Below are 20,909 nucleotides of genomic sequence, written 5' to 3'. Positions count from 1 at the left end.
CGGCCGGACGGAGGGGTTCCGCCGCCCGGCTTCCCCAGAACGGGCGAATCGCCTACGGCTTGGCGCTCTTCTCCTCGTCCGGCGTGCCCTCGTACGAGCTGGTGCCCGAGTCCAGCAGCGGCTCCTGCTGCTTGAGATGGGCCGGGGCGAAGGCGCGCAGCACGTGGTAGCCGGTGATGACCACGATCGTGCCGAGGGCGATGCCGCCGAGCTCGAAGGTGTCGGTGAAGGTGAGCTTCACCCCGCCGACGCCGATGATGATGCCGGCCGCGGCGGGCACCAGGTTGAGCGGGTTGCGCAGGTCGACCTTGGCGTTGATCCAGATCTGGGCGCCGAGCAGGCCGATCATGCCGTACAGGATCACGGTGATGCCGCCGAGCACGCCGCCGGGGATGGCCGCCACGACCGCGCCGAACTTCGGGCAGAGGCCGAAGAGCAGCGCGAAGCCGGCCGCGGCCCAGTAGGCGGCGGTGGAGTAGACGCGGGTGGCGGCCATGACGCCGATGTTCTCGGAGTACGTGGTGTTCGGCGGGCCGCCCACGGCGGTGGAGAGCATGGAGGCGGCGCCGTCCGCGGCGATCGCGGTGCCCAGCTTGTCGTCCAGGGAGTCGCCGGTCATCTCGCCGACGGCCTTCACGTGTCCGGCGTTCTCCGCGATCAGCGCGATGACCACCGGCAGCGCCACCAGGATCGCCGACCACTCGAAGCTGGGGCCGTGGAAGGTGGGCAGGCCGATCCAGTCGGCCTGGGAGACGGCGGAGAGGTCGAGCCGCCAGTGGTCGGTGACCTGGCCGCTCGGGGACATCGAGTGGATCTTGCCGAAGACCAGGTCGAAGACCCAGGAGATGCCGTAGCCGAAGATCAGGCCGAGGAAGATCGCGATCCGCGACCAGAAGCCGCGCAGGCAGACCACGGCGAGCCCGGTGAACAGCATCACCAGCAGGGCCGTCCACTGGTCCTGCGGCCAGTACGTGGACGCCGTGACCGGGGCCAGGTTGAAGCCGATCAGCATGACCACGGCGCCGGTGACCACGGGCGGCATCGCCGCGTGGATGATCCGCGCGCCGAACTTCCGCACCGCGAGGCCGGCCAGGAACAGCACCCCGCCGACCACGAACACCGCGCCGGTCACGGTGGCGCTGGTGCCGCCGGAGGCCCGGATCGCGGCGGCGACGCCCACGAAGGAGAGCGAGCAGCCCAGGTACGAGGGGACCGTGCCCCGGGTCGCGAGCAGGAAGATCACGGTCGCGACACCGGACATCATGATCGCGAGGTTCGGGTCCAGGCCCATGAGCACCGGGGCGACGAACGAGGCGCCGAACATCGCGACCACGTGCTGGGCACCGAGCCCGACGGTACGGGGCCAGGAGAGGCGCTCGTCCGGCCGGACGACGGCACCGGGGGCGGGTGTCCTCCCGTCGCCGTGCAGTTTCCAGCGCACGCCGAGGCTCATGTGGTCGCTCCAGTTCTCCGGGTTCCGATGGCCGGGTCATGGCCGAAAAAGATCAGCCACATGGTAATGCGCCGCCGGTCAGTGGACCCCCTCCCGGACGTCCGTGCCCGGCCCGGCCGCCCCGGAGGCGGCCCGGGACCGGTTCCGCAGCACCCCCGCGCCGAGCACCAGGCCGAAGGAGAGCAGTGTGACCAGGCCGAACGAGACGACCAGGGAGGTCGCGTTCGCGATGCCGCCGATCGCCGAGGGGGCGATGAGCCCCGAGGTGTACGTGATGGTGGCGACGCCCGCGATGGCCTGGCTCGGGTTCGGGCCGCTGCGCCCGGCGGCGGCGAAGGCGAGCGGGACGACGACCGCCACGCCGAGCCCGATCAGTCCGAATCCGGCCATCGCCAGGGCCGCGTGCGGGGCGCACACCACGAGCACCCCGCCGGCCGTGGCCGCGAGCCCGCCGACCCGTACCGTGCGCTGCGCGCCGAAGCGGTCCACGACCCGGTCGCCGGCCAGCCGCGCGACGGCCATGGTCAGTGCGAAGGCGGTGGTCGAGGCGGCCGCGAGCCCGGCCGAGGTGCCCAGCTCGTCCTTGAGGTAGACCGCGGACCAGTCCAGGCTCGCGCCCTCCGCGAAGACCGCGCAGAAACCGATCGCGCCGATCACCAGGGCGGACTTCGGGGGCAGCGCGAAGCGCGGTGGCGGCTCCTCCTCGGCGGCGCTGCGCAGGTCGAGGACGCCCTGGCAGAAGACCAGGCCGAGGGCGGTGAGGACCAGGGCGGCGGTCAGGTGGTGCACGCGGGCGTCGACGCCGAGGTGGGCGGCGAGGGTGCCGGCCGCGGAGCCGAGCAGGGCGCCCACGCTCCACATGCCGTGCAGGCCGGACATGATCGAGCGGCCGAGCCGGTTCTCGACCTCGACGCCGAGGGCGTTCATCGCCACGTCGGACATGCCGGCGGTGGCGCCGTAGACGAAGAGCACCGCGCACAGCCCGTACACGTTCGGCGCGAGCGAGGGCAGGGTCAGCGCGAGCGTCCACAGCGCGAGCAGGCCGCGCAGCGCGGTGCGGGCGCCGAAGCGGTGGCTGACGGCCCCGGCCAGCGGCATCGCGAGCGAGGCGCCGATCGCGGGGAAGGCGAGGGCGAGGCCGAGCTGGCCCGCGCTGAGCCCGGCGTGCTCCTGGATCCAGGGGATCCGGGTCGCGAAGCTGCCCGTGACCGCGCCGTGGACGCAGAAGACGGCGGCGACGGCGAAGCGGGCCCGCCGTAGCCGCTGGGTGGTGAAGACGGTTCCGTCCGCCATGTGATGCCCTCCCCGGAGCCGGTGTGTGCTGCTGGCCGCGTAAACTATCAGGAACCCTCCCTGATAAATAGTGAGGGGGGCCGAAGCGCCGCCGGAACGTCTGAGAGGATCACCGCATGGCCGCATCCCCGAGCACCGCCCGGGCCATCAACGACCGGCTCGCCCTGCGCCTGCTCCAGGACGAGGGCCCGTTGACGGCGACCCAGCTCAAGACGCTCACCGGACTCTCCCGGCCCACCGTCGCCGACCTCGTCGAACGGCTCAGCGGCTCCGGACTCGTCCACGTCGTCGGCGAGGCCGGCGCCGAACGCCGCGGCCCCAACGCCAAGCTGTACGGGATCGTCGCCGACCGCGCCCACCTCGCCGCCCTCGACGTGCGCACCCGCTCGGTCTCCGTCGTCGTCTCCGACCTCCTCGGCGCCACGCTCGCCGAGGCCACCGTCCCCATCGGCGACGGCGCCGCGCCCGAACCCGCCGTCGACCAGGCGGTCGCGCTCCTCGAACGCACCGCGCGGGAGGCGGGCGCCAGCCGCCTGCACAGCGTCGCCGTCGGCGCCCCCGGGCTCATCGACCCCGCCACCCGGGAGCTGCGGGACACCGCGAAGCTGCCCGTCTGGCACCGGCGGCTCGTCTCCGTCCTCCAGCGGCGCCTGCCCGCCGCCGTCCTGGTCGAGAACGAGGTCAACCTGGCCGCCGTCGCCGAACTGCGCGAGGGCGCCGCCCGCGCCGCCCACGACACCTTCGTGCTGCTCTGGCTCGGCCAGGGCATCGGCGCCGCCGTCGTCCTGGACGGCCGGCTGCGCCGCGGGGCCTCCGGCGGAGCCGGCGAGATCGGCTTCCTGCCGGTGCCGGGCACCACCGGACTGCCCTCCGCCCACGGCTGCGAAGGCGGCTTCGACGAGCTGGCCTGCGCCGCGGCCGTCGACGCCCTCGCCGTCTCGTACGGGCTCGACCCCGCCACCGCGCTCGAATCCGGCGACGCGCGCTTCCTCGACGCCCTCGCCGCCCGGCTCGCCATCGGCGCCGCCTCGGTCGCCGCCGTCCTCGACCCCGGCTGCGTCGTCCTCGGCGGCGAGACCGGCCACCGCGGCGGCCCCGCCCTCGCCGCCCGCGTCCAGGCCCGGCTCGCCACCCTCTCGCCGCTGCGCACCGAGGTGCGCGCCACCACCCTGGGCGACGCGGGCATCCTGCGCGGGGCGCTGCTCACGGCCCGCGACGCGGCGCAGGACGCGCTCTTCCCGTGACCCGCGCGGGCTCCTCGTGAACCGCGCGGGACGCCCTCCTCCCGTGACCCGCGCCGGTGCCGTGTGACCGCCCAGGCCCGGAACGCGCCCGCGCCGCGCCCCGGACAGGGGGGCGCGGCGCGGTGGGGAGGCCCGGCGGCGGCAAGGGCCGTGAGTCCGCCGCCGGGGGTTTCTCAGGTGGTGCGGAAGGCGCGGACTAGCAGACGCCCTGGTCCTTCCAGACGCCCCAGTCGCCGGTCGTGCCCGGCTCCTCGTTCTGCGTCCACCACCCGGCCTTCCAGCTGTGGCCCTTGTGGGAGACGAGGCTGCCCGCGTTGTAGACCGTGCCGGCCACGTACGCCGGGGCGGTGCAGCCCGTGGGCGGCGTCGTCGGCGGAGTGGTGGGCGGGGTGGTCGGGGGAGTCGTCGGCGGGGTGGTGGGCGGCGTGGTCGGCGGGGTGGTGGGCGGCGTGGTCGCGCCCGGCTCCACCACGGTCGTGCCGCGTGCCAGGTCGCCGGCGAGGGCGTACGCGGTGCCGTTGACGGTGACCGTCCAGTTCGACGGCGTGGAGACCGGCAGGTAGTAGTTGAATGCCAGGTCCACGGTCGCGCCGGGGGCGAGCGACTGCCAGGCCGGCAGCTTCAGGGAGACCCGGTGGAAGTCGCCCTTCAGGCCGCCCACGTTGCTGCCCGTGTGGTCGCTGCTGATCACCTTGGTGCCGAAGCCGGACTGGTCGGAGGCGTTGGCCGGGGCCGAGGTCCCGTAGTCGAACTGGAACTCGGTGCCGCCCGGCAGGGCCGTCTGCGTGTTGTTGGTGATCTTGACCTTCGGGGTGATCGGGTAGTTGGAGTCACCCAGCTTGAACTCGGTGAACTGCGCGTCGACCTTCACGGCCTGCTTGGGCAGCGTCGCGTTGGACTTCTTCGCGCCGTACGGGGTGGCGGCCTTGAACTTGTCGTACATCAGCGAGGTGAGCGTGGAGCCCATCTCGTACTGGCCCTTGGCGGCGTTCCAGGCGTAGTCGCCGGCCATCTCCCAGACCATCGTGCCGCCGATGCCCTTGCTGACCACGTAGTCGGCCTTGGCGGCCACCGACTGCTCGTCCTCGGTGGAGAGGAAGACCTTCTTCTGCGCGTTCCACAGCCACGGCGCGACCAGGGTCGAGTCGTACTTGCGGGCGTAGGTGCCGGTCAGCGTGGTGTTCGCGGGGAAGCCGTACTGGGTGACGTAGTCGCCGACGATCCCCTTCTCCAGGTTCTTGGCGTGCCACATCGGGTTGGAACCGGCCGGCGACTCGACACCGTTGGTGTCCTTGTCGTGCCAGAGGTTGTCGATGCCGGTGGCGCCGTCGCCGCACTTGGTCAGACCGGCGCCGGCCGGGCAGCTGGTCGCGGACGCCTTGCCCCACAGGCCGTCGGTGCCGCCCTGCACGTTCTTGTGGCCGCGGGTGTAGTAGGGCAGGCCGATGTTGATCCGGCCGGCCGGCATCGAGCCGCGGAAGTAGTGGTAGGCCCAGTCGGTGTTGAGGTACCCGATGTTGCCGTACTGCGCCGAGCCGTAGACGTTGGCGGCGGCGAGCTCGCCGTCCTTGCCGTCGTCGAAGAGGGAGGCGTTGGGTCCGACGTACTCGTTCCAGGCGCCGTGCAGGTCGTAGGACATGATGTTGACGTAGTCCAGATACTTCTGCATCTGGAAGGTCTCCATGCCCCGCAGCAGGTAGCCGGAGGAGGGGGCGGCGACGGTCAGCAGGTAGTGCTTGCCGTCGGCGGCGCCCGCCACGTCCAGCTTCTCGCGCAGGGACTTCATGAGGGCCGCGTAGCCCTGCACGAGGCCGGCGCGGCGCGCGTTGGCGAGCTGCCAGTCGAGCGGGTTCCCGGCGTCCTTCATGGTCGTCGGGTACTCGTAGTCGATGTCGACGCCGTTGAAGCCGTACTTGCGGATGAAGTCGACGGAGGAGGCGGCGAAGGTGTCGATCCCGGCCTGGTTGACCGAACCGTCGGCGTTGGTGGCCATCGAGTAGAAGCCGCCGGAGTTGACCCGGTCACCGCTGTCCGCGAAGTAGCCGCCGGTCTCGGCCCAGCCGCCGACCGAGATCAGGGTCTTCACGTTCGGGTGCTGCTTCTTGAACTTGTTGAGCAGGTTGAAGTGGCCCTTGTAGGCGTACGCCGGGTCCATCTCGGCTCCCGCGACACCGGGCCAGGTCATCCCGGTGGCGGCGTTGTTCGGACCGTCGCCGCCGACGGAGAGCTTGTTGTCCGAGCCGATGTGACCGAAGGCGTAGTTGATGTGGGTGATCTTGTCCCACGGGATGTCCTTGGCCAGGTAGGCGGGCTGGCCGTTCTTGCCGTCGCGCCAGCCGGTGAAGTAGCCGATGACCCGGCGCTGGTGGTCCGCGCCCATCTTCTCGCGGCCCTCGGTGTCGTAGACCGAGCAGTACGGGACGTCGACGCCGGGCGTCTTGTAGAGCCCGTCGGGGCGACAGGACTCGTTGTCGGCCGCGTACGAGACGCCACCGGAGGCGAGGGAGCTGATCAGCAGCCCGGCGACGGCGGCGCCGGAAGCGAGCAGCGAGGCCCTCTTCTTCGTGGGGGACAACACGATCGGTTCCTCCTGGGGAGGTTCATGAGACACAACGAACAAGGGGGTGGGTCGTGTTGGGCCCGTGGAGTGCGCACACCGGCGGGCCGTTCCTCGGAGGTGACACGGAGATTAAGAGGACTAGACCAGTGCGTCAATAGGTCTGGACCAAAGAAGGAATTCATGGGAGGGTGAGCGCGGGCTGTGAGCCAGCCCACAGGGCCTCACCCGTTCGGCCGGTTCCCGGCCGTGGCACACTGGCCCTGTATCAGCAGCAGCGCACTCCGGGGTCGGTGTAATTCCGAACCGGCGGTATAGTCCGCGACCCGTCCGCAAGCCAGCGGCCGGTTGACCAGGTGAGATTCCTGGACCGACGGTGAAAGTCCGGATGGGAGGCAGTGCGCGGCGGGCGACCCCTACCAGGGGTGTGCCGGCCGTACGTCCGCTGGACGCCGTATCGGCATCGATACCGGCGTACCCAGGGGACCTCCGGCCTCGGCGCACCCTGCGTGAGACGTCGTACCCGCTCTCTGTCGTCATCGACAGGCCCCGGAGTCCGTGCCCGAAGAGGCAGGAGGACCCGGTGGCCACGCCCGCCGACATCACCGCCATGCGGAGCGCCATCGCGCTCGCCGCCCGCGGACTCGGCTCCACCAGCCCCAACCCCGTCGTCGGCTGCGTCATCACCGACGCCTCCGGCCACCCGGTCGGCACCGGCTACCACCAGCGTGCCGGCGGCCCGCACGCCGAGATCCACGCCCTGCGCGAGGCCGGCGTCCTGGCCCGCGGCGGCACCGCGTACGTCACCCTCGAACCCTGCAACCACACCGGCCGCACCGGCCCCTGCGCCCAGGCCCTCGTCGAGGCCGGGATCAGCCGGGTCGAGTACGCCGTCGGCGACCCGAACCCGCAGGCCACCGGCGGCGCCGACACCCTGCGCGCGGCCGGCGTCGAGGTCACGCAGGGCCTCCTGGAGGACGAGGCCGAGGCCGGCAACCTCGCCTGGCTCACCTCCGTCCGCCGCGGCCGCCCCTTCGTCCGCTGGAAGTACGCCGCCACCCTCGACGGCCGCACCGCCGCCGCCGACGGCACCTCCCGCTGGATCAGCTCCGCCGACTCCCGCGCCGACGTCCACCGGCTGCGCGCCGAGTCCGACGCCGTCGTCGTCGGCGGCGGCACGCTCCGCACCGACGACCCGCACCTCGCCGTCCGCGGCATCGACGACGTCACCCAGCCCCTGCGCGTCGCCCTCGACACCCGCGCCACCGTCCTGCCGACCGCCCGCGTCCTCGACGCCGCCGCACCCACCCTCCTCGTCGTCGGGGAGGACGCCGACACCCGGCACCTGCCCGGCGTCGAACTGCTCCGGCTGCCCCTGCGCGACGGCCGGATCGGCGTCCACGACCTGCTCACCCACCTGTACGCGCGGGGCGTCCGCTCCGTCCTCCTCGAAGGCGGCCCCACCCTCGCGGGCTCCTTCGTCGCCGCGGACGCCGTCGACCAGGTCGTCGGCTACCTCGCACCCGTCCTCCTCGGCGCGGGCCCGACGGCCCTCGCCGACGCCGGAATCAGCACCCTCACGGAAGCGTTGCGGCTCGACATCACCGAGACCGAGCGCATCGGATCCGACCTCCGCATCACCGCCGTCCCCACCATCAAGGGAGCCTGACCGTGTTCACCGGAATCGTCGAAGAGCTGGGCGAGGTCGTAGCCGTCGAGCAGCTGCCGGACGCCTCCCGCTTCCGGCTGCGCGGCCCCCTGGTCACGGAGGACGCCAAGCACGGCGACTCCATCGCCGTCAACGGGGTCTGTCTCACGGTCGTCGAACACGGCGACGGGGAGTTCACCGCCGACGTGATGGCCGAGACGCTCAAGCGCTCCTCGCTCGGCGCCCTGGAGATCGGCTCCCGGGTCAACCTGGAGCGCCCCATGGCCGTCGGCGACCGCCTCGGCGGCCACATCGTCCAGGGCCACGTGGACGGCACCGGCACCGTCCTGGAGCGGACCCCGTCCGAGCACTGGGAGCTCGTGAAGGTCGGCCTGCCCGCCCACCTCTCCCGCTACGTCGTCGAGAAGGGCTCGATCACGGTCGACGGCGTCAGCCTCACCGTCGTCGACGCCGCCGCCGACCACTTCACCATCAGCCTCATCCCCACCACCCTCGCCCTGACCACGCTCGGCATCAAGCAGCCCGGCGACCCGGTCAACCTCGAGGTCGACGTCATCGCCAAGTACGTCGAGCGCCTGCTCGGCCCGAACGCCCAGGAGAACGTCAAGTGAACTGGCTCAACTCCGAAGCGTTCAGCGCCTTCGGCCAGCACATCCTGTGGTCCGACATGATCGGCAACACGATCGGCCTCATCGCCCTGGCCCTCGGCTGGCGCCGCTCCGTCCTCACCTGGCCCGCGCAGCTGCTCTCCGGCGTCATCCTCGTCGGCGCCTACGCCTCCGCCCACCTCAGCGGCGGCGTCGGCAAGCAGCTCCTGGTCATCGGCGTGGCCGTCTGGGGCTGGCGCCAGTGGAGCCGCGGCCGGCAGCAGGCCCAGGACGGCTCCATCGCCGTCCGCTTCGCCACCTGGAAGGAGCGCGGCGTCCTCTTCGGCGGCGCGGCCGTCGGCACCCTCGCCGTCGGCGGGCTCTTCACTCTCTACCCGTCGCTCTCCTGGAGCCCCTGGGCCGACGCGTACATCTTCGTCGGCACCCTCGCCGCGATGGTCGCCCAGGCCCGCGGCCTGGTCGAGTTCTGGTTCGCCTGGCTCCTGGTCGACCTGGTCGGCGTCCCGCTCGCCTTCAACAGCGGCCTCGCCTTCTCCGGCCTGGTCTACGTCATCTACTTCGCCCTCGTCATCTGGGGCATGCGCGACTGGTGGCTCCGGTCCCGTACGGCCCCCGCTCTGGAAGGAGCCCACGCATGAGTGCCCGCCCGTCGCCCACCCCCGCCCTGCCCGACGCACTCCGCGCGGCCCCCCAGACCCAACTCTGGGACGCCACCGATCTCGCCCTGGACCCCGTCGAGCAGGCCGTCCGCGACATCGCCGCCGGCCGCCCCGTCGTCGTCGTCGACGACGCGGACCGCGAGAACGAGGGCGACCTGGTCATCGCCGCCGAGAAGGCCACCCCCGAGGTCGTCGCCTTCATGATGAGCGAGTGCCGCGGCCTGATCTGCGCCCCCATGGAGGGCGAGGAGCTGGAACGCCTCCGGCTGCCGCAGATGGTCGACCACAACACCGAGTCCATGCAGACGGCCTTCACCGTCTCCGTGGACGCGAGCGCCGCCCACGGCGTCACCACCGGCATCTCCGCCGCCGACCGCGCCACCACCCTGCGCATGCTGGCGAGCGGCGAGCACCAGCCCGGCGACTTCGTCCGCCCCGGCCACGTCTTCCCGCTGCGCGCCAAGCCCGGCGGCGTCCTGGTCCGCAACGGGCACACCGAGGCCGCCGTCGACCTCGCCCGGCTCGCCGGCCTCCGCCCGGCCGGCGCGATCGTCGAGATCGCCGGCGAGGACGGCGTCATGCTGCGGCTGCCCGAGCTGATCCCCTTCGCCCGCAAGCACGGCCTGACGATCATCTCCATCGAGGACCTGATCGCCTACCGCCGCTCCGCCGAACCGACCGTCCGCCGCGAGGCCGAGGTCCAGCTGCCCACCGCGCACGGCGAGTTCACCGCGTACGGCTACCGCTCCATCGTCGACGGCGTCGAGCACGTCGCCCTCGTCCACGGCGAGATCGGCGACGGCGAGGACATCCTGGTCCGGGTCCACTCCGAGTGCCTGACCGGCGACATCTTCCACTCCCAGCGCTGCGACTGCGGCCCCCAGCTCCAGGCCTCCATGGACCGCGTCACCGAGGCCGGCCGCGGCGTCGTCGTCTACCTGCGCGGCCACGAGGGCCGCGGCATCGGCCTGCTGTCCAAGCTGCGCGCGTACGAGCTCCAGGAGCGCGGCCGCGACACCCTCGACGCCAACCTGGAACTCGGGCTGCCCGCCGACGCCCGCGACTACGCGGCCGGCGCGCAGATCCTCGTCGACCTCGGGGTCCGCAGCCTGCGCCTGATGACCAACAACCCCGACAAGATCGACGCCCTCACCCGCCACGGCCTCACCGTCCAGGGCCGCGAGCCCATGCCGGTCCAGGCCGGCGAGCACAACCTCCGCTACCTGCGCACCAAGCGCGACCGGATGGGCCACGACCTGCCCTGGCTGGACGGCTCCGCCGCCTCCACCTGCGACAACCAGTAATCCCGTACGTACGACCGGAAACCGGCAAGGAGAAACATGAGCGGCAAGGGCGCACCCGTCCTCAGCGTGAAGAACTGCGGCGACCTCCGGGTCGCGGTCATCGCGGCCCAGTGGCACGAGAAGATCATGGACGGCCTCGTCGACGGCGCCCTGCGGGCCCTGAGCGAGCTCGGCATCGAGGAGCCCACCCTGCTCCGCGTCCCCGGCAGCTTCGAGCTCCCGGTCGTGGCGAAGGTACTCGCCGGTCGCGGTTACGATGCCATCGTGGCGCTCGGTGTCGTCATCCGCGGCGGAACGCCGCACTTCGAGTACGTGTGCCAGGGCGTCACCCACGGCCTCACCCAGGTCTCGATCGACACCGGCGTACCCGTCGGATTCGGCGTCCTGACCGTCGACAACGAGCAGCAGGCCCTGGACCGGGCCGGCCTCGAGGGATCCACCGAGGACAAGGGCCACGAGGCCGTCACCGCCGCCGTCGCCACCGCGACCACGCTGCGCACGGTCAGCGAACCCTGGCGCTGAGTGGCCCCGGCCCACCCCGTACTCTTAGGACATCATGGCGAACAAAACCTTCGAAGAGCTCTTCGCCGAGCTCAAGCTCAAGGCCGAGACCGGCGACCCGGCGACCTCCCGCACCGCGGAACTGGTCGGCAAGGGCGTCCATGCCATCGGCAAGAAGGTCGTCGAGGAGGCCGCCGAGGTCTGGATGGCCGCCGAGTACGAGGGCAAGGAAGCCGCCGCCGAGGAGATCTCGCAGCTGCTGTACCACGTCCAGGTGATGATGGTCGCCCGCGGGATCTCGCTCGACGACGTCTACTCCCATCTCTGAGCGTGCCGGGCACCCACGGCACGCCGAGCCTGCCGAGCACGCTCAGCACGCCGGGCCTGCCCAGCACACCGAGCCCGTTCGGCACACCGAGCACTTCTGAGCACGTGAGCACCGAAACACTCCCTTACACCTGAGGCAAAGGAAGCCCGTCCCATGCTGCGCATCGCCGTCCCCAACAAGGGTTCTCTCTCCGGACCTGCGATGGCAATGCTCCATGAGGCGGGCTACCGGCAGCGCAAGGAGTCCAAGGAGCTCGTCGTCGTCGACCCCGACAACGACGTGGAGTTCTTCTACCTCCGCCCCAAGGACATCGCGATCTACGTGGCGTCCGGCCGGCTCGACATCGGCATCACCGGCCGCGACCTGCTCCTGGACTCCGGCGCCAACGCCGAGGAGATCCTGCCGCTGAACTTCGGCCGGTCGACCTTCCGTTACGCCACCCGCCCCGGGACCGCCGAGGGCCCCCAGGACTTCCAGGGCATGACGATCGCCACCTCCTACGAGGGCATCGTCGCCAAGCACCTCGCCGAGCAGGGCGTCGACGCCTCCGTCGTGCACCTCGACGGCGCCGTCGAGACCGCGATCCAGCTGGGCGTCGCCCAGATCATCGCGGACGTCGTCGAGACCGGCACCAGCCTGCGCAACGCGGGCCTGGAGGTCATCGGCGAGCCGATCCTCACCTCCGAGGCCACCGTCGTCCGCCGCACCGGCGCCCCGACCGACGACCCGAAGGTCCAGCAGTTCCTGCGCCGCCTCCAGGGCGTCCTCGTCGCCCGCTCGTACGTGATGATGGACTACGACTGCCGCGCCGAGCACCTGGAGCAGGCCGTCGCCCTCACCCCCGGCCTGGAGTCGCCCACCGTCTCCCCGCTGCACAACGAGGGCTGGGTCGCCGTCCGCGCCATGGTCCCCTCCCGGGAGGCGCAGAAGGTCATGGACGACCTGTACGAGCTGGGCGCCCGCGCCATCCTCACCACGGCCATCCACGCCTGCCGCCTCTGACCGACCTCCCCGCGGGTGCCCGGACCGGCACCCGCGGGAACCCGCGCAAGGAACCCGCATGTCCGACTCCTCCGCCTCCGCCTCCGCCCTCCCGGTCACCTTCCGGCCGGGCCGCACCCGGGTCGTGCTGCTGACCGTCGGGGTGGCGATGTTCGTCGTCATCACCGCCGTCGGGATGATGCTGGAGAAGCTGGGACCGGGGGAGCGGGCCAGCTTCGTCTTCACCGCCGCGCTCTTCCTGGGCGTCCTCGTCCTGCTGAGCCGCCCCAAGGTCGTCGCCGACGCCCAGGGGGTGACGGTCGTCAACATCACCCGGACGCGCCGACTCGCGTGGGCCGAGATCCTCAAGGTCAACCTGCGCCCCGGCGACCCCTGGGTCTTCCTCGACCTGAGCGACGGCACCAGCCTGCCCGTGCTCGGCATCCAGCCCGGCATCGCCAAGGAATCGGCCATCCGCGACGCCCGCGCGCTGCGCGCCCTCGCCGACAGCCACGGCACCGGCAGCGAGGCGGCCTGACACCCGGATCCGTCCCCCATACGGGGCCGACCCCCTGCCCCCGGCGGCCGGGGCGTGACTACTCTTGAGGCGGTGGTGCCGAGCGGCACCACCGCCTCGCGTGTGCAGGGCCGCCCGCCGGCGGCCCGCGGGGCAGCCCTTCGACCCGAGGAGTGACTCCCTCCGGCAATGGACGGATCGTCCGGTAGTACCCGCGCCGCCCTCCCACCCGAGGCGGCGGCATGATCGTCTCGCTTCTGCTGCTCGCCGCAGCCTTCCTGCTCATCCTCGCCAACGGCTTCTTCGTGGCGGCCGAGTTCGGCCTCGTCACCGTGGAACGCGCCGAGGCCGAACGTGCCGCGGCCGAAGGCGACCGCCGGGCCCGCACCGTCGTCAGGGCGCTGCGCGAGCTCTCCTTCCAGCTCTCCGGCACCCAGCTCGGCATCACCATCACCTCGCTCGTCACCGGCATGCTCGCCGAGCCCGCGCTCGCCGGGCTGCTCCACGGGCCCCTCACCGCCACCGGCCTCCCCGAAGGGGCCGTCTCCGGCATCGCGGTGGTCGTCGGCATGCTGCTGGCCTCCGCCGTCCAGATGGTGGTCGGCGAACTCGTCCCCAAGAACTGGGCGGTCTCCCGGCCGCTCCAGGTGGCCCGCTTCGTCGCCGGACCGCAGCACGTCTTCTCCACGCTGTTCCGGCCCGTGATCGCCCTGCTCAACCGGGTCGCCAACCGGCTGGTCCGGCTGTTCGGCGTGGAGCCGACCGACGAGCTCGACTCGGTCCGCACCCCCGGGGAGCTGGTCTCCCTCGCCCGGCACTCCGCCCTCGCCGGCGCCCTCGAACAGGACACCGCCGACCTCTTCGTACGGACCCTGTCGCTCGGCGGGCTCACCGCCGAGCAGGTGATGACCCCCCGGGTGAAGGTGAGCGCCCTGCGGTCGGACGCCACCGCGGCCGACGTCCTCAACCTCACCCGGGCCACCGGCCTGTCCCGCTTCCCCGTCTACCGCGAGCGGATCGACGAGATCGTCGGCATGGTCCACCTCAAGGACGCCCTCGCCGTCGTCCCGCACGAGCGGCACCGCGTCCCCGTGGGCCGCATCGCCCTCCCGCCGCTGCTCGTCCCCGAGTCGCTGCCCGCCCAGGCCCTCCTGGAGCGGCTGCGCCGCGAGCAGCCGATCGCGGTCGTCGTCGACGAGTACGGCGGCACCGCCGGGGTCGTCACCCTGGAGGACATCGTCGAGGAGCTCGTCGGCGAGGTGCGCGACGAGCACGACACCGCCGCCGACGAGCGGCCCGAGCTGGCCGCCGTCCCCTCGGAGGACGGCCAGCCGGCCTGGGACGCCGACGGCTCCTGCCGGGTGCACACCCTGCACCGGATAGGACTCGACGTGCCCGACGGACCGTACGAGACGGTCGCCGGGCTCGTCGCCGATCTCCTCGGGCGCATCCCCGCCCCGGGCGACCGGGCCGAACTCCCCGGCTGGCGCCTCTCGGTGCGCCAGGTGGACCGCTACCGCGCCGAGCGGGTGCGGATCACCCGCACCGCCCCGGTGCCCGTCGGCGCGGAGGCCGCCCGATGAGCCTGCTCCCGCTGCTCTTCGCCCTGCTGCTCGTGCTGGCCAACGGCTTCTTCGTCGGCGCCGAGTTCGCCCTCGTCTCCGTGCGCCGCAGCCAGATCGAGCCGCTCGGCGGCTCCCGCGCCCGCCAGGTGCTGTACGGCCTGGAGAACCTGCCGCAGATGATGGCCGCCGCCCAGTTCGGCATCACCGTCTGCTCGCTGACGCTCGGCGCGGTCGCCGAACCGACCGTGGCCCGGCTGCTCGAACCGGTCTTCCACGCCGTGGGCGTGCCGCAGGGCCTGATCCACCCCCTCGGGTACGTGTTCGCGCTCGCCGCGGTGGTCTTCCTCCACCTCGTCATCGGCGAGATGGTCCCGAAGAACCTGGCGATGGCCGACCCCGAGCGCACGGCGCTGTGGCTCGGCCCCGGCCTGGTCGGCTTCGCCCGGCTCTGCCGGCCGGTGACCCGCGCGCTCGGCGCCTGCGCCCGGCTCGTCCTGAAGGCCTTCCACGTGGAGCCGAAGGACGAGGTGGAGGCCGTCTTCACCCGGGCGCAGCTCGGCCGTCTCGTCGAGGACGCCGGCCAGGCCGGACTGCTCGACCCGGCCGAGCAGGAGCGCCTGGAGGACGCCCTGGAACTGGGCACCCGCCCCGTGACGGACGTCCTCATCCCCTCGGCCGCGCTGGTGACCGTCCCCCCGTCGGTCACCCCGCGCGAGATCGAGGAGCTGACGGTCCGCACCGGCTACTCCCGCTTCCCGGTGTGCTCCGAGGGCCGGGGCGTCTTCATGGGCTTCGTGCACGTGAAGGACGTCCTCGACCTGGAGGACCGGGAGCGGGCCGTCCCGCAGCAGATCTGGCGTCCGATGGGCGTCGTACGGGCCGAGCTCCCGCTGGACGACGCGCTCACCGTGATGCGCCGGGCCGCCACCCACCTGGCGCAGGTGGCGGACGCCTCCGGCCGGGTGCTCGGCCTGGTCGCGCTGGAGGACGTCCTGGAGATGCTGGTGGGCGAGGTCCGCGACCCCGCCCACCGGCTGGCCCCGGCGCCCCGGCCGGAACGGCCGGCCGAGGCGGTGGCCGAGGCGCCGGCCGAGGCGCTGGCCGGGTCGGTGCCGGGCTGGAACCCGGGGTAGGGTCCGGGCCGGAGCTCGGGCTAGGGTCCGGGCCGGAACTCGGGCTAGGGCCCGGTTCGGAACCAGGTTCGGAACCCGGGCCGGAACCCGGGCCAGCCCCCCCCGGCTAAAGCCCCGGCGGCTCCTGCGGGCCGCGGTCGACCGGACCGCGGCCCGACAGGACCTCGCCGTAGGCCTGCATCAGGTCCGGCAGGCGCAGGGTGGCCAGGTCCTCGCGGGTCGGTGTAGTCGGGTAGCCGGAGAGCCGCAGGTCCCGGTACGCGCAGGACTTCTCGTACAGGGTGCGCAGGAAGCGCCCGTTGCCGAGCTCGTCGATCCAGCCCTGGTCGACGACGTGCGCGCTGATCGAGCGCAGCTCGTCCAGGGCCTCGTCGTCCCAGCCGTCACCGTTGGAGGCGGCGAGGACCTCGCCGATGGCGGTGAGTTCCAGCGGGCGGTACGAGGGGAAGTCGACGCGGGTGGTGAACCGCGAGGACAGACCGGGGTTGGCGGCGAGCAGCCGGTCCATGCCCTCCGGGTAGCCGGCGAGGATCACCACCAGGTGGTCGCGGTTGTCCTCGGCGCGCTTGAGGAGGACCTGGAGGGCCTCGTCGCCGTAGGCGTCGCCCTTGCTGTAGCCGGAGTTGGAGAGCGAGTACGCCTCGTCGACGAAGAGCACCCCGCCGACGGCCGAGTCGATCAGCTCATTGGCCTTGACCGCGGTCTGGCCGAGGAACTCGCCGACCAGGTCGGCCCGTTGGGCCTCCACGAGGTGGTCGCCGCCGAGTAGTCCGAGGGCGTAGAAGACCCGGCCGAGGATCCGGGCGACGGTGGTCTTCCCGGTGCCGGAGGGGCCGGAGAAGACGAAGTGACGTTTCGGGGGCTGCACCGGGAGACCCTGCCCGGCGCGCAGCCGAGCCATCTCCAGCTGCGCCGAGAGGGCCTTGACCTGGCGCTTCACGGGTTCCATCCCGACCATGCGCTCCAGCTCCGACAGGGCCTCGGCGAGCAGCGCCGGGTCCGTGGGGCTGGCGGGGAACCGCGGCGGCACCGGCTGCGGCGGGACGACCGCCTTCTGCCGGACGAAGTCCGGCGGCTCCGGCGGCGCGGGCGGGGGCACGGAGCCCGGCTTGAGCAGCAGGCCGTCGCCGCCCGGCGCCTCCGGATCCGTCTGTACGGAGTCCACGGCCTCCATCGTGTCCTGGCCGAAGCCGCCGAGCGCGACCGGCGCGAGCCCCACCGGGTCGTCCGGGCCCTCGAAACCGTCGTACTCGGCGATGGCCGTGAGCCGCGCGGCGGTGTCCATGAAGGCCGGGTCGATCCGGTGCACCGCCCGGTACAGCGGCAGCGCGGCGGCGGTCCGGCCGGTGCCCTCGTGCGCCCGGGCCAGCCAGTAGCGCAGCTCCTTGCGCTGCGGCTGCTCGCTGCGGCAGCGCATGAGCGCCGTCGACAGCAGCGGCTCTGCCTGCCCGAACATCTCCATCCGCACCCGCGCCATGCCGCCGAAGAGCCCCGCCTCGATGCCGAGCAGCGGGTCGTCGACGAGCGTCTCGGTGTGCCGCACCAGCTGCTCCCAGTCCTTGACCAGGTAGGAGCGGCAGGCGTGCAGGAAGCGCACCTGCGGATCGGTGTCGACCGGTGGCAGTCCGGCGAGCGCCCGGTCGAGCTCGGGCACGTGCCGGCCGTCCAGCCAGTGCGAGGCGTGCGCGAGCAGCAGGTCGCGCGGGCTCTCCAGGACCGGCTGCACCCACCAGCCCAGCCAGTACCAGGAGTTGAGGGTCCTGCGGTGCCGGGCCCGCTGCTCGCCGAACCGCTCGCGGTTGCGGTACATGCGCAGCAGGGCGGTGGTGGTGTCGACCCGCAGCGCGTGCAGGCCGAGCCAGCCGTCGGCCATGCCGGGATCGATGCGCACCGCCGTACGGAACTCCTCCTCGGCCTGCGGATAGGCGCCCATCGTGTAGGCGTCGACGCCGCGCAGCCAGGCGAGCTCGGCGGGGGCGTGCGCGCCCTGTGTGCCGAAGTCCATCGGGTCCCCCACAACCGTCTTCACATGGACGGGAATTGACCGCACCGAGGGGCATCGTACCTGCGCAGGGCGTGCGTGATGAGGGAGAAGGAGTCGATCCACAACGATCCGACGTGATCCGTCGGCCGCTCACGGGTGGTGACCCAGGGTGAGGGATGGGGCAGAACGAAGCCCCCGATCACGGGGGAACAACCGGGGGCTTCGCGTCTGCGGCGACTTGGGAAAGCCGCACAATCAGAACGTAAGACCTGTACGCCCCTTGGGTCAAGCGGAGTTGAGGCACTTGCGGAAGTGGACTTCCGTCCACTCAGTTCGCACCCAAGGGGTCGTCACGGTGGGTGATGATCTGGTGCGGACTCGCTGTCACAGAGGGCCCGACAAGCCACTCGTAACCCTCCTCGCGCTCCCGCACCAGGGTGTCGGCGAACGGCCGGGAAGGGTCCTCGGCGAAATGGCGAGTCTCCGCCACGGTCCAGCCGTCCCAGAAGGAGGCCTGCCCCGGACCGTCGCGACGCCGCCCGCGCGCCCAGGACTCCTCGGGGCCGCGCTCCATCCACAGCAGCCGCGCGAGGTGCGGCCTGAGCACCCGCCGCCCGGCCCCCACGCCCTCCACGAGGACCACCGGCTCCGGCGCCAGTGCGCGGGCCGGGCCGAAGGCGCGGAGGTTCCAGTCGTACGGGCGGTAGCGCGCCGTCTCGCCCCGGGACAGCGGCCCGACCACCTCGGTGAGCATCCGGCCGGTCCACTCGAAGAGCTCCGCGTGGGTGGCGAGGTCGTCGAGGCGCAGCACGGGCGCCGAGCCCAGCGCCCCGGAGAGGCGGGCGGCGAGGGTGGACTTGCCGGAGCCGGCGTGCCCGTCGATCGCGACGAGCCGCACCGGTCCGCACGAGGGCGGCAGCCGGCGCAGCGCCGCGGCGGCGCGGTCGAGGTCGGTCATGGGCCCCAGGGTAGGCGAGCCCGCAGGTCAGCGGGGCGAGGGGCGCCAGTGGACGAGACCAATATTGCTCGGGCGGCACGCGTCGAATCGCTGGCCGAAGCCCTCCGCGAGCCGCGATAGTGGGGCGCGCAGCCCCGTCCGTTCGCTCGACCGATCTCGACTGGGGGTCCCCGCCCATGCCCCGTTCCACCCCACGCCGCACCGTCCTCGCCGCGGCCCTCGCGGCCGCCGCCGGCACGGCCGCGGCCACCGCGCCTCCCGCCTTCGCCGCCCCGGCCGCCGGGCCCGCGGAACGCGCCGACGGCTGCGCCGACGCCCGGGGCCACGCCCCGGCGCCCGGACTCGTCGACAACCGCTTCTGGACCACGTACACCGACTGGCGCTGCGGCACGTCCGCCGGTACCAGGGCCGTGTCGGGCCACCGCCCGGGCCTGGTCGTCGACACCCCGGCGGGCCGCACCGACTACACCGACCCGCACACGGGCCAGGTGAGCACCTGGGAGTACGCGAGCTGGACCTCGCCCACGCACACCTCCACCGTGCCCGCCACCGAGGTCATCGCCTCCTGGAACGCCGACACCCCGGCCGGTACCTGGATCCAGGTCGAGCTGCGCGGCACGTACGGCGACGGCATCGAGACGCCCTGGTTCGTGATGGGCCGCTGGGCGGCCGGCGACGGCGACATCCGGCGCACCTCCGTCGACGGCCAGAGCGACGGCAAGGCCTCCATCTGGACCGACACCTTCTCCGTGGACGACCCCGCGAGCGGGCTCCGCCTCGTCTCGTACCGCCTGCGGCTCACCCTGCACCGCAAGCCCGGTACCGCCCTCACGCCCACCGTCCGGCGGCTCGGCGCGATGGCCTCGGACATCCCCGACCGCTTCACCGTCCCCGCCTCCGCGCCCGGCCTCGACCACGAGCTGACCGTGCCGCGCTACTCGCAGAACGTCCACGTCGGCCAGTACCCCGAGTACGACAACGGCGGCGAGGCCTGGTGCAGCCCCACCTCCTCGCAGATGATCGTCGAGTACTGGGGGCGCCGCCCCGCGCCCGAGGACCTGACCTGGGTGAACCCGGCCTTCGCCGACCCCCAGGTCTGCCACGCCGCCCGCTTCACCTACGACTACCAGTACGAGGGCTGCGGCAACTGGCCCTTCAACGCCGCCTACGCCGCGAGCTACCGTGACATGAACGCGGTCGTCACCCGGCTGCGCTCGCTCACCGACCTGGAGACCCTGATCCGCGCGGGCATCCCGGCCATCACATCCCAGTCCTTCCGCAAGGAGGAGCTCACCGGCGCCGGCTACGGCACCTCGGGCCACCTCATGACCGTGATCGGCTTCACCGCCGACGGCGACGTGATCGCCAACGACCCCGCCTCACCCAGCAACGAGGCCGTCCGCCGGGTCTACAAGCGGCGCGAGTGGGAGAACATCTGGCTCCGCACCAAGCGCTACAACGCGAGCGGGAAAGTGGTGTCCGGCACAGGAGGGGTCTGCTACCTCTACTTCCCTGACCGCCCGACTCCCGCGCAGCGCAAGGCCCTTGCGGCCGTCGGCATCTCCTGAGCGGGCCCGGCGGGGCCGGCGGCCCCGAGGAAGACGGTCCCGAGGTCCTGGAGCACCTGCTCGGCTGGACCCTGGTGGTCGTCCTCGCCCTGTTCGTCACCCGGGTCGGCCTGAGGTGAACCGGCCCAGGCCGACCGCCACCGCCAGCGCCCCGAGGGCCACGCCCACCGGGTAGCCGCCCAGCCAGGTCGCCGTGACCGACAGCGCCGCCAGGGCCGCGCACAGCCGCGTCGCCCGGGCGGGCGTCGGCGGCAGCCGCCACAGGAGCAGTCCGGCCGCGAGCAGGGCGAGGCCCGCGCCCGCACCGGTCAGCCCGACGAGTCCGAGGGCCGCGAAGGCGGCGGGCGGGCCGAGCTGGACGAGTACCAGGGCGCCGCCGCAGACCACGAGCGGCAGCACGACCCGGAGCGGTGCGGTGGTGGCGCCCATCGCCGCTCTCCCTCCGCCGCACGACGGGTGTCGCTCGGGCTGCGGAGCGTAGGGACGGCAGGTCCAGGAGTCAACGGATACGGCGGCCCGGGTGTGCCCGTGCGACGCGCCCGGCGCCCGGACCGGGTGGACCCGCCCCGCCGCGGGCATACTCCTCC

19 protein-coding genes and 1 riboswitch are annotated in these 20,909 nt (G+C 72.7%); of the genes, 13 read left to right on the top strand and 6 right to left on the bottom strand.

Translation table 11 applies throughout. From position 1 onward, the window contains the following. Window positions 1-52: 52 nt before the first annotated feature. Together ACZ3ZE_RS31095 and ACZ3ZE_RS31090 are read right to left on the bottom strand one after the other, a co-directional pair. Window positions 53-1,453, bottom strand: a complete 1,401-nt coding sequence (locus ACZ3ZE_RS31095) for a uracil-xanthine permease family protein (protein ID WP_361169277.1) — start codon at window positions 1,451-1,453, stop codon at window positions 53-55. A gap of 78 nt (window positions 1,454-1,531) precedes the next feature. After that, a complete protein-coding gene (locus ACZ3ZE_RS31090; RefSeq protein WP_467261565.1) occupies window positions 1,532-2,746 on the bottom strand; it encodes an MFS transporter in 1,215 nt (404 codons plus the stop codon). Window positions 2,747-2,862: 116 nt separating this feature from the next. Here ACZ3ZE_RS31090 and ACZ3ZE_RS31085 point away from each other — a divergent pair, with 116 nt between their 5' ends. Further along, on the top strand, window positions 2,863-3,990 hold the full coding sequence (locus ACZ3ZE_RS31085; RefSeq protein ID WP_361169271.1) for an ROK family transcriptional regulator: 1,128 nt from the start codon (window positions 2,863-2,865) through the stop codon (window positions 3,988-3,990). A gap of 196 nt (window positions 3,991-4,186) precedes the next feature. Here the strand turns inward: ACZ3ZE_RS31085 and ACZ3ZE_RS31080 are convergent, their stop codons facing one another. Further along, window positions 4,187-6,568: a chitinase C-terminal domain-containing protein gene (locus ACZ3ZE_RS31080; protein ID WP_467261563.1), complete on the bottom strand. Its 2,382-nt coding sequence runs from the start codon at window positions 6,566-6,568 to the stop codon at window positions 4,187-4,189. Between the two features lie 254 nt (window positions 6,569-6,822). Next, window positions 6,823-6,953, top strand: a riboswitch (FMN riboswitch). Between the two features lie 177 nt (window positions 6,954-7,130). Between ACZ3ZE_RS31080 and ribD the strand changes: the two genes are divergently transcribed. The 10 genes from ribD to ACZ3ZE_RS31030 all read left to right on the top strand — a co-directional run bounded on the left by ribD (window position 7,131) and on the right by ACZ3ZE_RS31030 (window position 15,812). Then, complete coding sequence (ribD, locus tag ACZ3ZE_RS31075) at window positions 7,131-8,216, top strand: bifunctional diaminohydroxyphosphoribosylaminopyrimidine deaminase/5-amino-6-(5-phosphoribosylamino)uracil reductase RibD (RefSeq protein WP_467261561.1); 1,086 nt, start codon at window positions 7,131-7,133, stop codon at window positions 8,214-8,216. Window positions 8,217-8,218: 2 nt separating this feature from the next. Next, window positions 8,219-8,827, top strand: coding sequence for a riboflavin synthase (locus tag ACZ3ZE_RS31070; protein ID WP_361169262.1), 609 nt, complete (start codon window positions 8,219-8,221; stop codon window positions 8,825-8,827). A 56-nt stretch (window positions 8,828-8,883) separates the two neighbouring features. After that, entirely contained in the window at window positions 8,884-9,462 is a 579-nt protein-coding gene (locus ACZ3ZE_RS31065; protein ID WP_361170218.1) for a nicotinamide mononucleotide transporter family protein, read from the top strand. Next, on the top strand, window positions 9,459-10,787 hold the full coding sequence (locus tag ACZ3ZE_RS31060) for a bifunctional 3,4-dihydroxy-2-butanone-4-phosphate synthase/GTP cyclohydrolase II (protein WP_361169259.1): 1,329 nt from the start codon (window positions 9,459-9,461) through the stop codon (window positions 10,785-10,787). Before ACZ3ZE_RS31065 ends, ACZ3ZE_RS31060 begins: the two co-directional genes overlap by 4 nt. A 36-nt stretch (window positions 10,788-10,823) precedes the next feature. Then, complete coding sequence (ribH, locus tag ACZ3ZE_RS31055) at window positions 10,824-11,309, top strand: 6,7-dimethyl-8-ribityllumazine synthase (RefSeq protein WP_329418908.1); 486 nt, start codon at window positions 10,824-10,826, stop codon at window positions 11,307-11,309. A 34-nt stretch (window positions 11,310-11,343) separates the two neighbouring features. After that, window positions 11,344-11,616, top strand: coding sequence for a phosphoribosyl-ATP diphosphatase (locus ACZ3ZE_RS31050; RefSeq protein ID WP_046907435.1), 273 nt, complete (start codon window positions 11,344-11,346; stop codon window positions 11,614-11,616). Window positions 11,617-11,769: 153 nt separating this feature from the next. Further along, a complete protein-coding gene (hisG, locus tag ACZ3ZE_RS31045; RefSeq protein ID WP_361169254.1) occupies window positions 11,770-12,618 on the top strand; it encodes an ATP phosphoribosyltransferase in 849 nt (282 codons plus the stop codon). Between the two features lie 58 nt (window positions 12,619-12,676). Next, window positions 12,677-13,135 carry a PH domain-containing protein gene (locus tag ACZ3ZE_RS31040; protein ID WP_361169252.1) on the top strand — a complete coding sequence of 153 codons (459 nt, stop codon included), beginning with the start codon at window positions 12,677-12,679 and terminating at the stop codon, window positions 13,133-13,135. Between the two features lie 221 nt (window positions 13,136-13,356). After that, window positions 13,357-14,697 carry a hemolysin family protein gene (locus tag ACZ3ZE_RS31035; RefSeq protein ID WP_361169249.1) on the top strand — a complete coding sequence of 447 codons (1,341 nt, stop codon included), beginning with the start codon at window positions 13,357-13,359 and terminating at the stop codon, window positions 14,695-14,697. Beyond that, window positions 14,694-15,812 (top strand): hemolysin family protein, encoded by a 1,119-nt coding sequence (locus ACZ3ZE_RS31030; protein WP_361169246.1) that lies wholly within the window; start codon window positions 14,694-14,696, stop codon window positions 15,810-15,812. The genes ACZ3ZE_RS31035 and ACZ3ZE_RS31030 overlap by 4 nt, the downstream gene beginning before the upstream one ends. Before the next feature lie 106 nt (window positions 15,813-15,918). On the opposite strand, the gene ACZ3ZE_RS31025 is transcribed toward ACZ3ZE_RS31030, so the two are convergent. Next, window positions 15,919-17,817, bottom strand: a complete 1,899-nt coding sequence (locus ACZ3ZE_RS31025; protein WP_361169243.1) for an AAA family ATPase — start codon at window positions 17,815-17,817, stop codon at window positions 15,919-15,921. 307 nt (window positions 17,818-18,124) lie between these two features. Next, window positions 18,125-18,754, bottom strand: a complete 630-nt coding sequence (locus ACZ3ZE_RS31020) for a uridine kinase family protein (protein ID WP_467261559.1) — start codon at window positions 18,752-18,754, stop codon at window positions 18,125-18,127. A gap of 176 nt (window positions 18,755-18,930) precedes the next feature. Between ACZ3ZE_RS31020 and ACZ3ZE_RS31015 the strand changes: the two genes are divergently transcribed. Both ACZ3ZE_RS31015 and ACZ3ZE_RS31010 read left to right on the top strand, forming a co-directional pair. Then, the gene (locus ACZ3ZE_RS31015) at window positions 18,931-20,322 is read left to right on the top strand and encodes a peptidase C39 family protein (RefSeq protein WP_467261557.1); all 1,392 of its coding nucleotides are present in this window, start codon (window positions 18,931-18,933) and stop codon (window positions 20,320-20,322) included. After that, window positions 20,319-20,441 carry an SCO1431 family membrane protein gene (locus ACZ3ZE_RS31010; RefSeq protein WP_467261686.1) on the top strand — a complete coding sequence of 41 codons (123 nt, stop codon included), beginning with the start codon at window positions 20,319-20,321 and terminating at the stop codon, window positions 20,439-20,441. The genes ACZ3ZE_RS31015 and ACZ3ZE_RS31010 overlap by 4 nt, the downstream gene beginning before the upstream one ends. Here the strand turns inward: ACZ3ZE_RS31010 and ACZ3ZE_RS31005 are convergent. After that, window positions 20,419-20,751, bottom strand: a complete 333-nt coding sequence (locus ACZ3ZE_RS31005) for a hypothetical protein (protein ID WP_467261555.1) — start codon at window positions 20,749-20,751, stop codon at window positions 20,419-20,421. The genes ACZ3ZE_RS31010 and ACZ3ZE_RS31005 overlap by 23 nt on opposite strands. Between the last annotated feature and the right edge of the window lie 158 nt (window positions 20,752-20,909).

This window comes from Streptomyces sp. NPDC023157, assembly GCF_055560575.1.
Note: the sequence above shows the minus strand (reverse complement) of the source record. Positions and strands in the feature narration are given on the sequence as shown.

Coding starts and splice junctions, on each gene's coding strand:
- ACZ3ZE_RS31095 (WP_361169277.1), bottom strand. CDS start 1,453: ATGAGCCTCGGCGTGCGCTGGAAACTGCACGGCGACGGGAGGACACCC.
- ACZ3ZE_RS31090 (WP_467261565.1), bottom strand. CDS start 2,746: ATGGCGGACGGAACCGTCTTCACCACCCAGCGGCTACGGCGGGCCCGC.
- ACZ3ZE_RS31085 (WP_361169271.1), top strand. CDS start 2,863: ATGGCCGCATCCCCGAGCACCGCCCGGGCCATCAACGACCGGCTCGCC.
- ACZ3ZE_RS31065 (WP_361170218.1), top strand. CDS start 8,884: ATGATCGGCAACACGATCGGCCTCATCGCCCTGGCCCTCGGCTGGCGC.
- ACZ3ZE_RS31060 (WP_361169259.1), top strand. CDS start 9,459: ATGAGTGCCCGCCCGTCGCCCACCCCCGCCCTGCCCGACGCACTCCGC.
- ribH (WP_329418908.1), top strand. CDS start 10,824: ATGAGCGGCAAGGGCGCACCCGTCCTCAGCGTGAAGAACTGCGGCGAC.
- ACZ3ZE_RS31050 (WP_046907435.1), top strand. CDS start 11,344: ATGGCGAACAAAACCTTCGAAGAGCTCTTCGCCGAGCTCAAGCTCAAG.
- hisG (WP_361169254.1), top strand. CDS start 11,770: ATGCTGCGCATCGCCGTCCCCAACAAGGGTTCTCTCTCCGGACCTGCG.
- ACZ3ZE_RS31040 (WP_361169252.1), top strand. CDS start 12,677: ATGTCCGACTCCTCCGCCTCCGCCTCCGCCCTCCCGGTCACCTTCCGG.
- ACZ3ZE_RS31035 (WP_361169249.1), top strand. CDS start 13,357: ATGATCGTCTCGCTTCTGCTGCTCGCCGCAGCCTTCCTGCTCATCCTC.
- ACZ3ZE_RS31030 (WP_361169246.1), top strand. CDS start 14,694: ATGAGCCTGCTCCCGCTGCTCTTCGCCCTGCTGCTCGTGCTGGCCAAC.
- ACZ3ZE_RS31025 (WP_361169243.1), bottom strand. CDS start 17,817: ATGGACTTCGGCACACAGGGCGCGCACGCCCCCGCCGAGCTCGCCTGG.
- ACZ3ZE_RS31020 (WP_467261559.1), bottom strand. CDS start 18,754: ATGACCGACCTCGACCGCGCCGCCGCGGCGCTGCGCCGGCTGCCGCCC.
- ACZ3ZE_RS31015 (WP_467261557.1), top strand. CDS start 18,931: ATGCCCCGTTCCACCCCACGCCGCACCGTCCTCGCCGCGGCCCTCGCG.
- ACZ3ZE_RS31005 (WP_467261555.1), bottom strand. CDS start 20,751: ATGGGCGCCACCACCGCACCGCTCCGGGTCGTGCTGCCGCTCGTGGTC.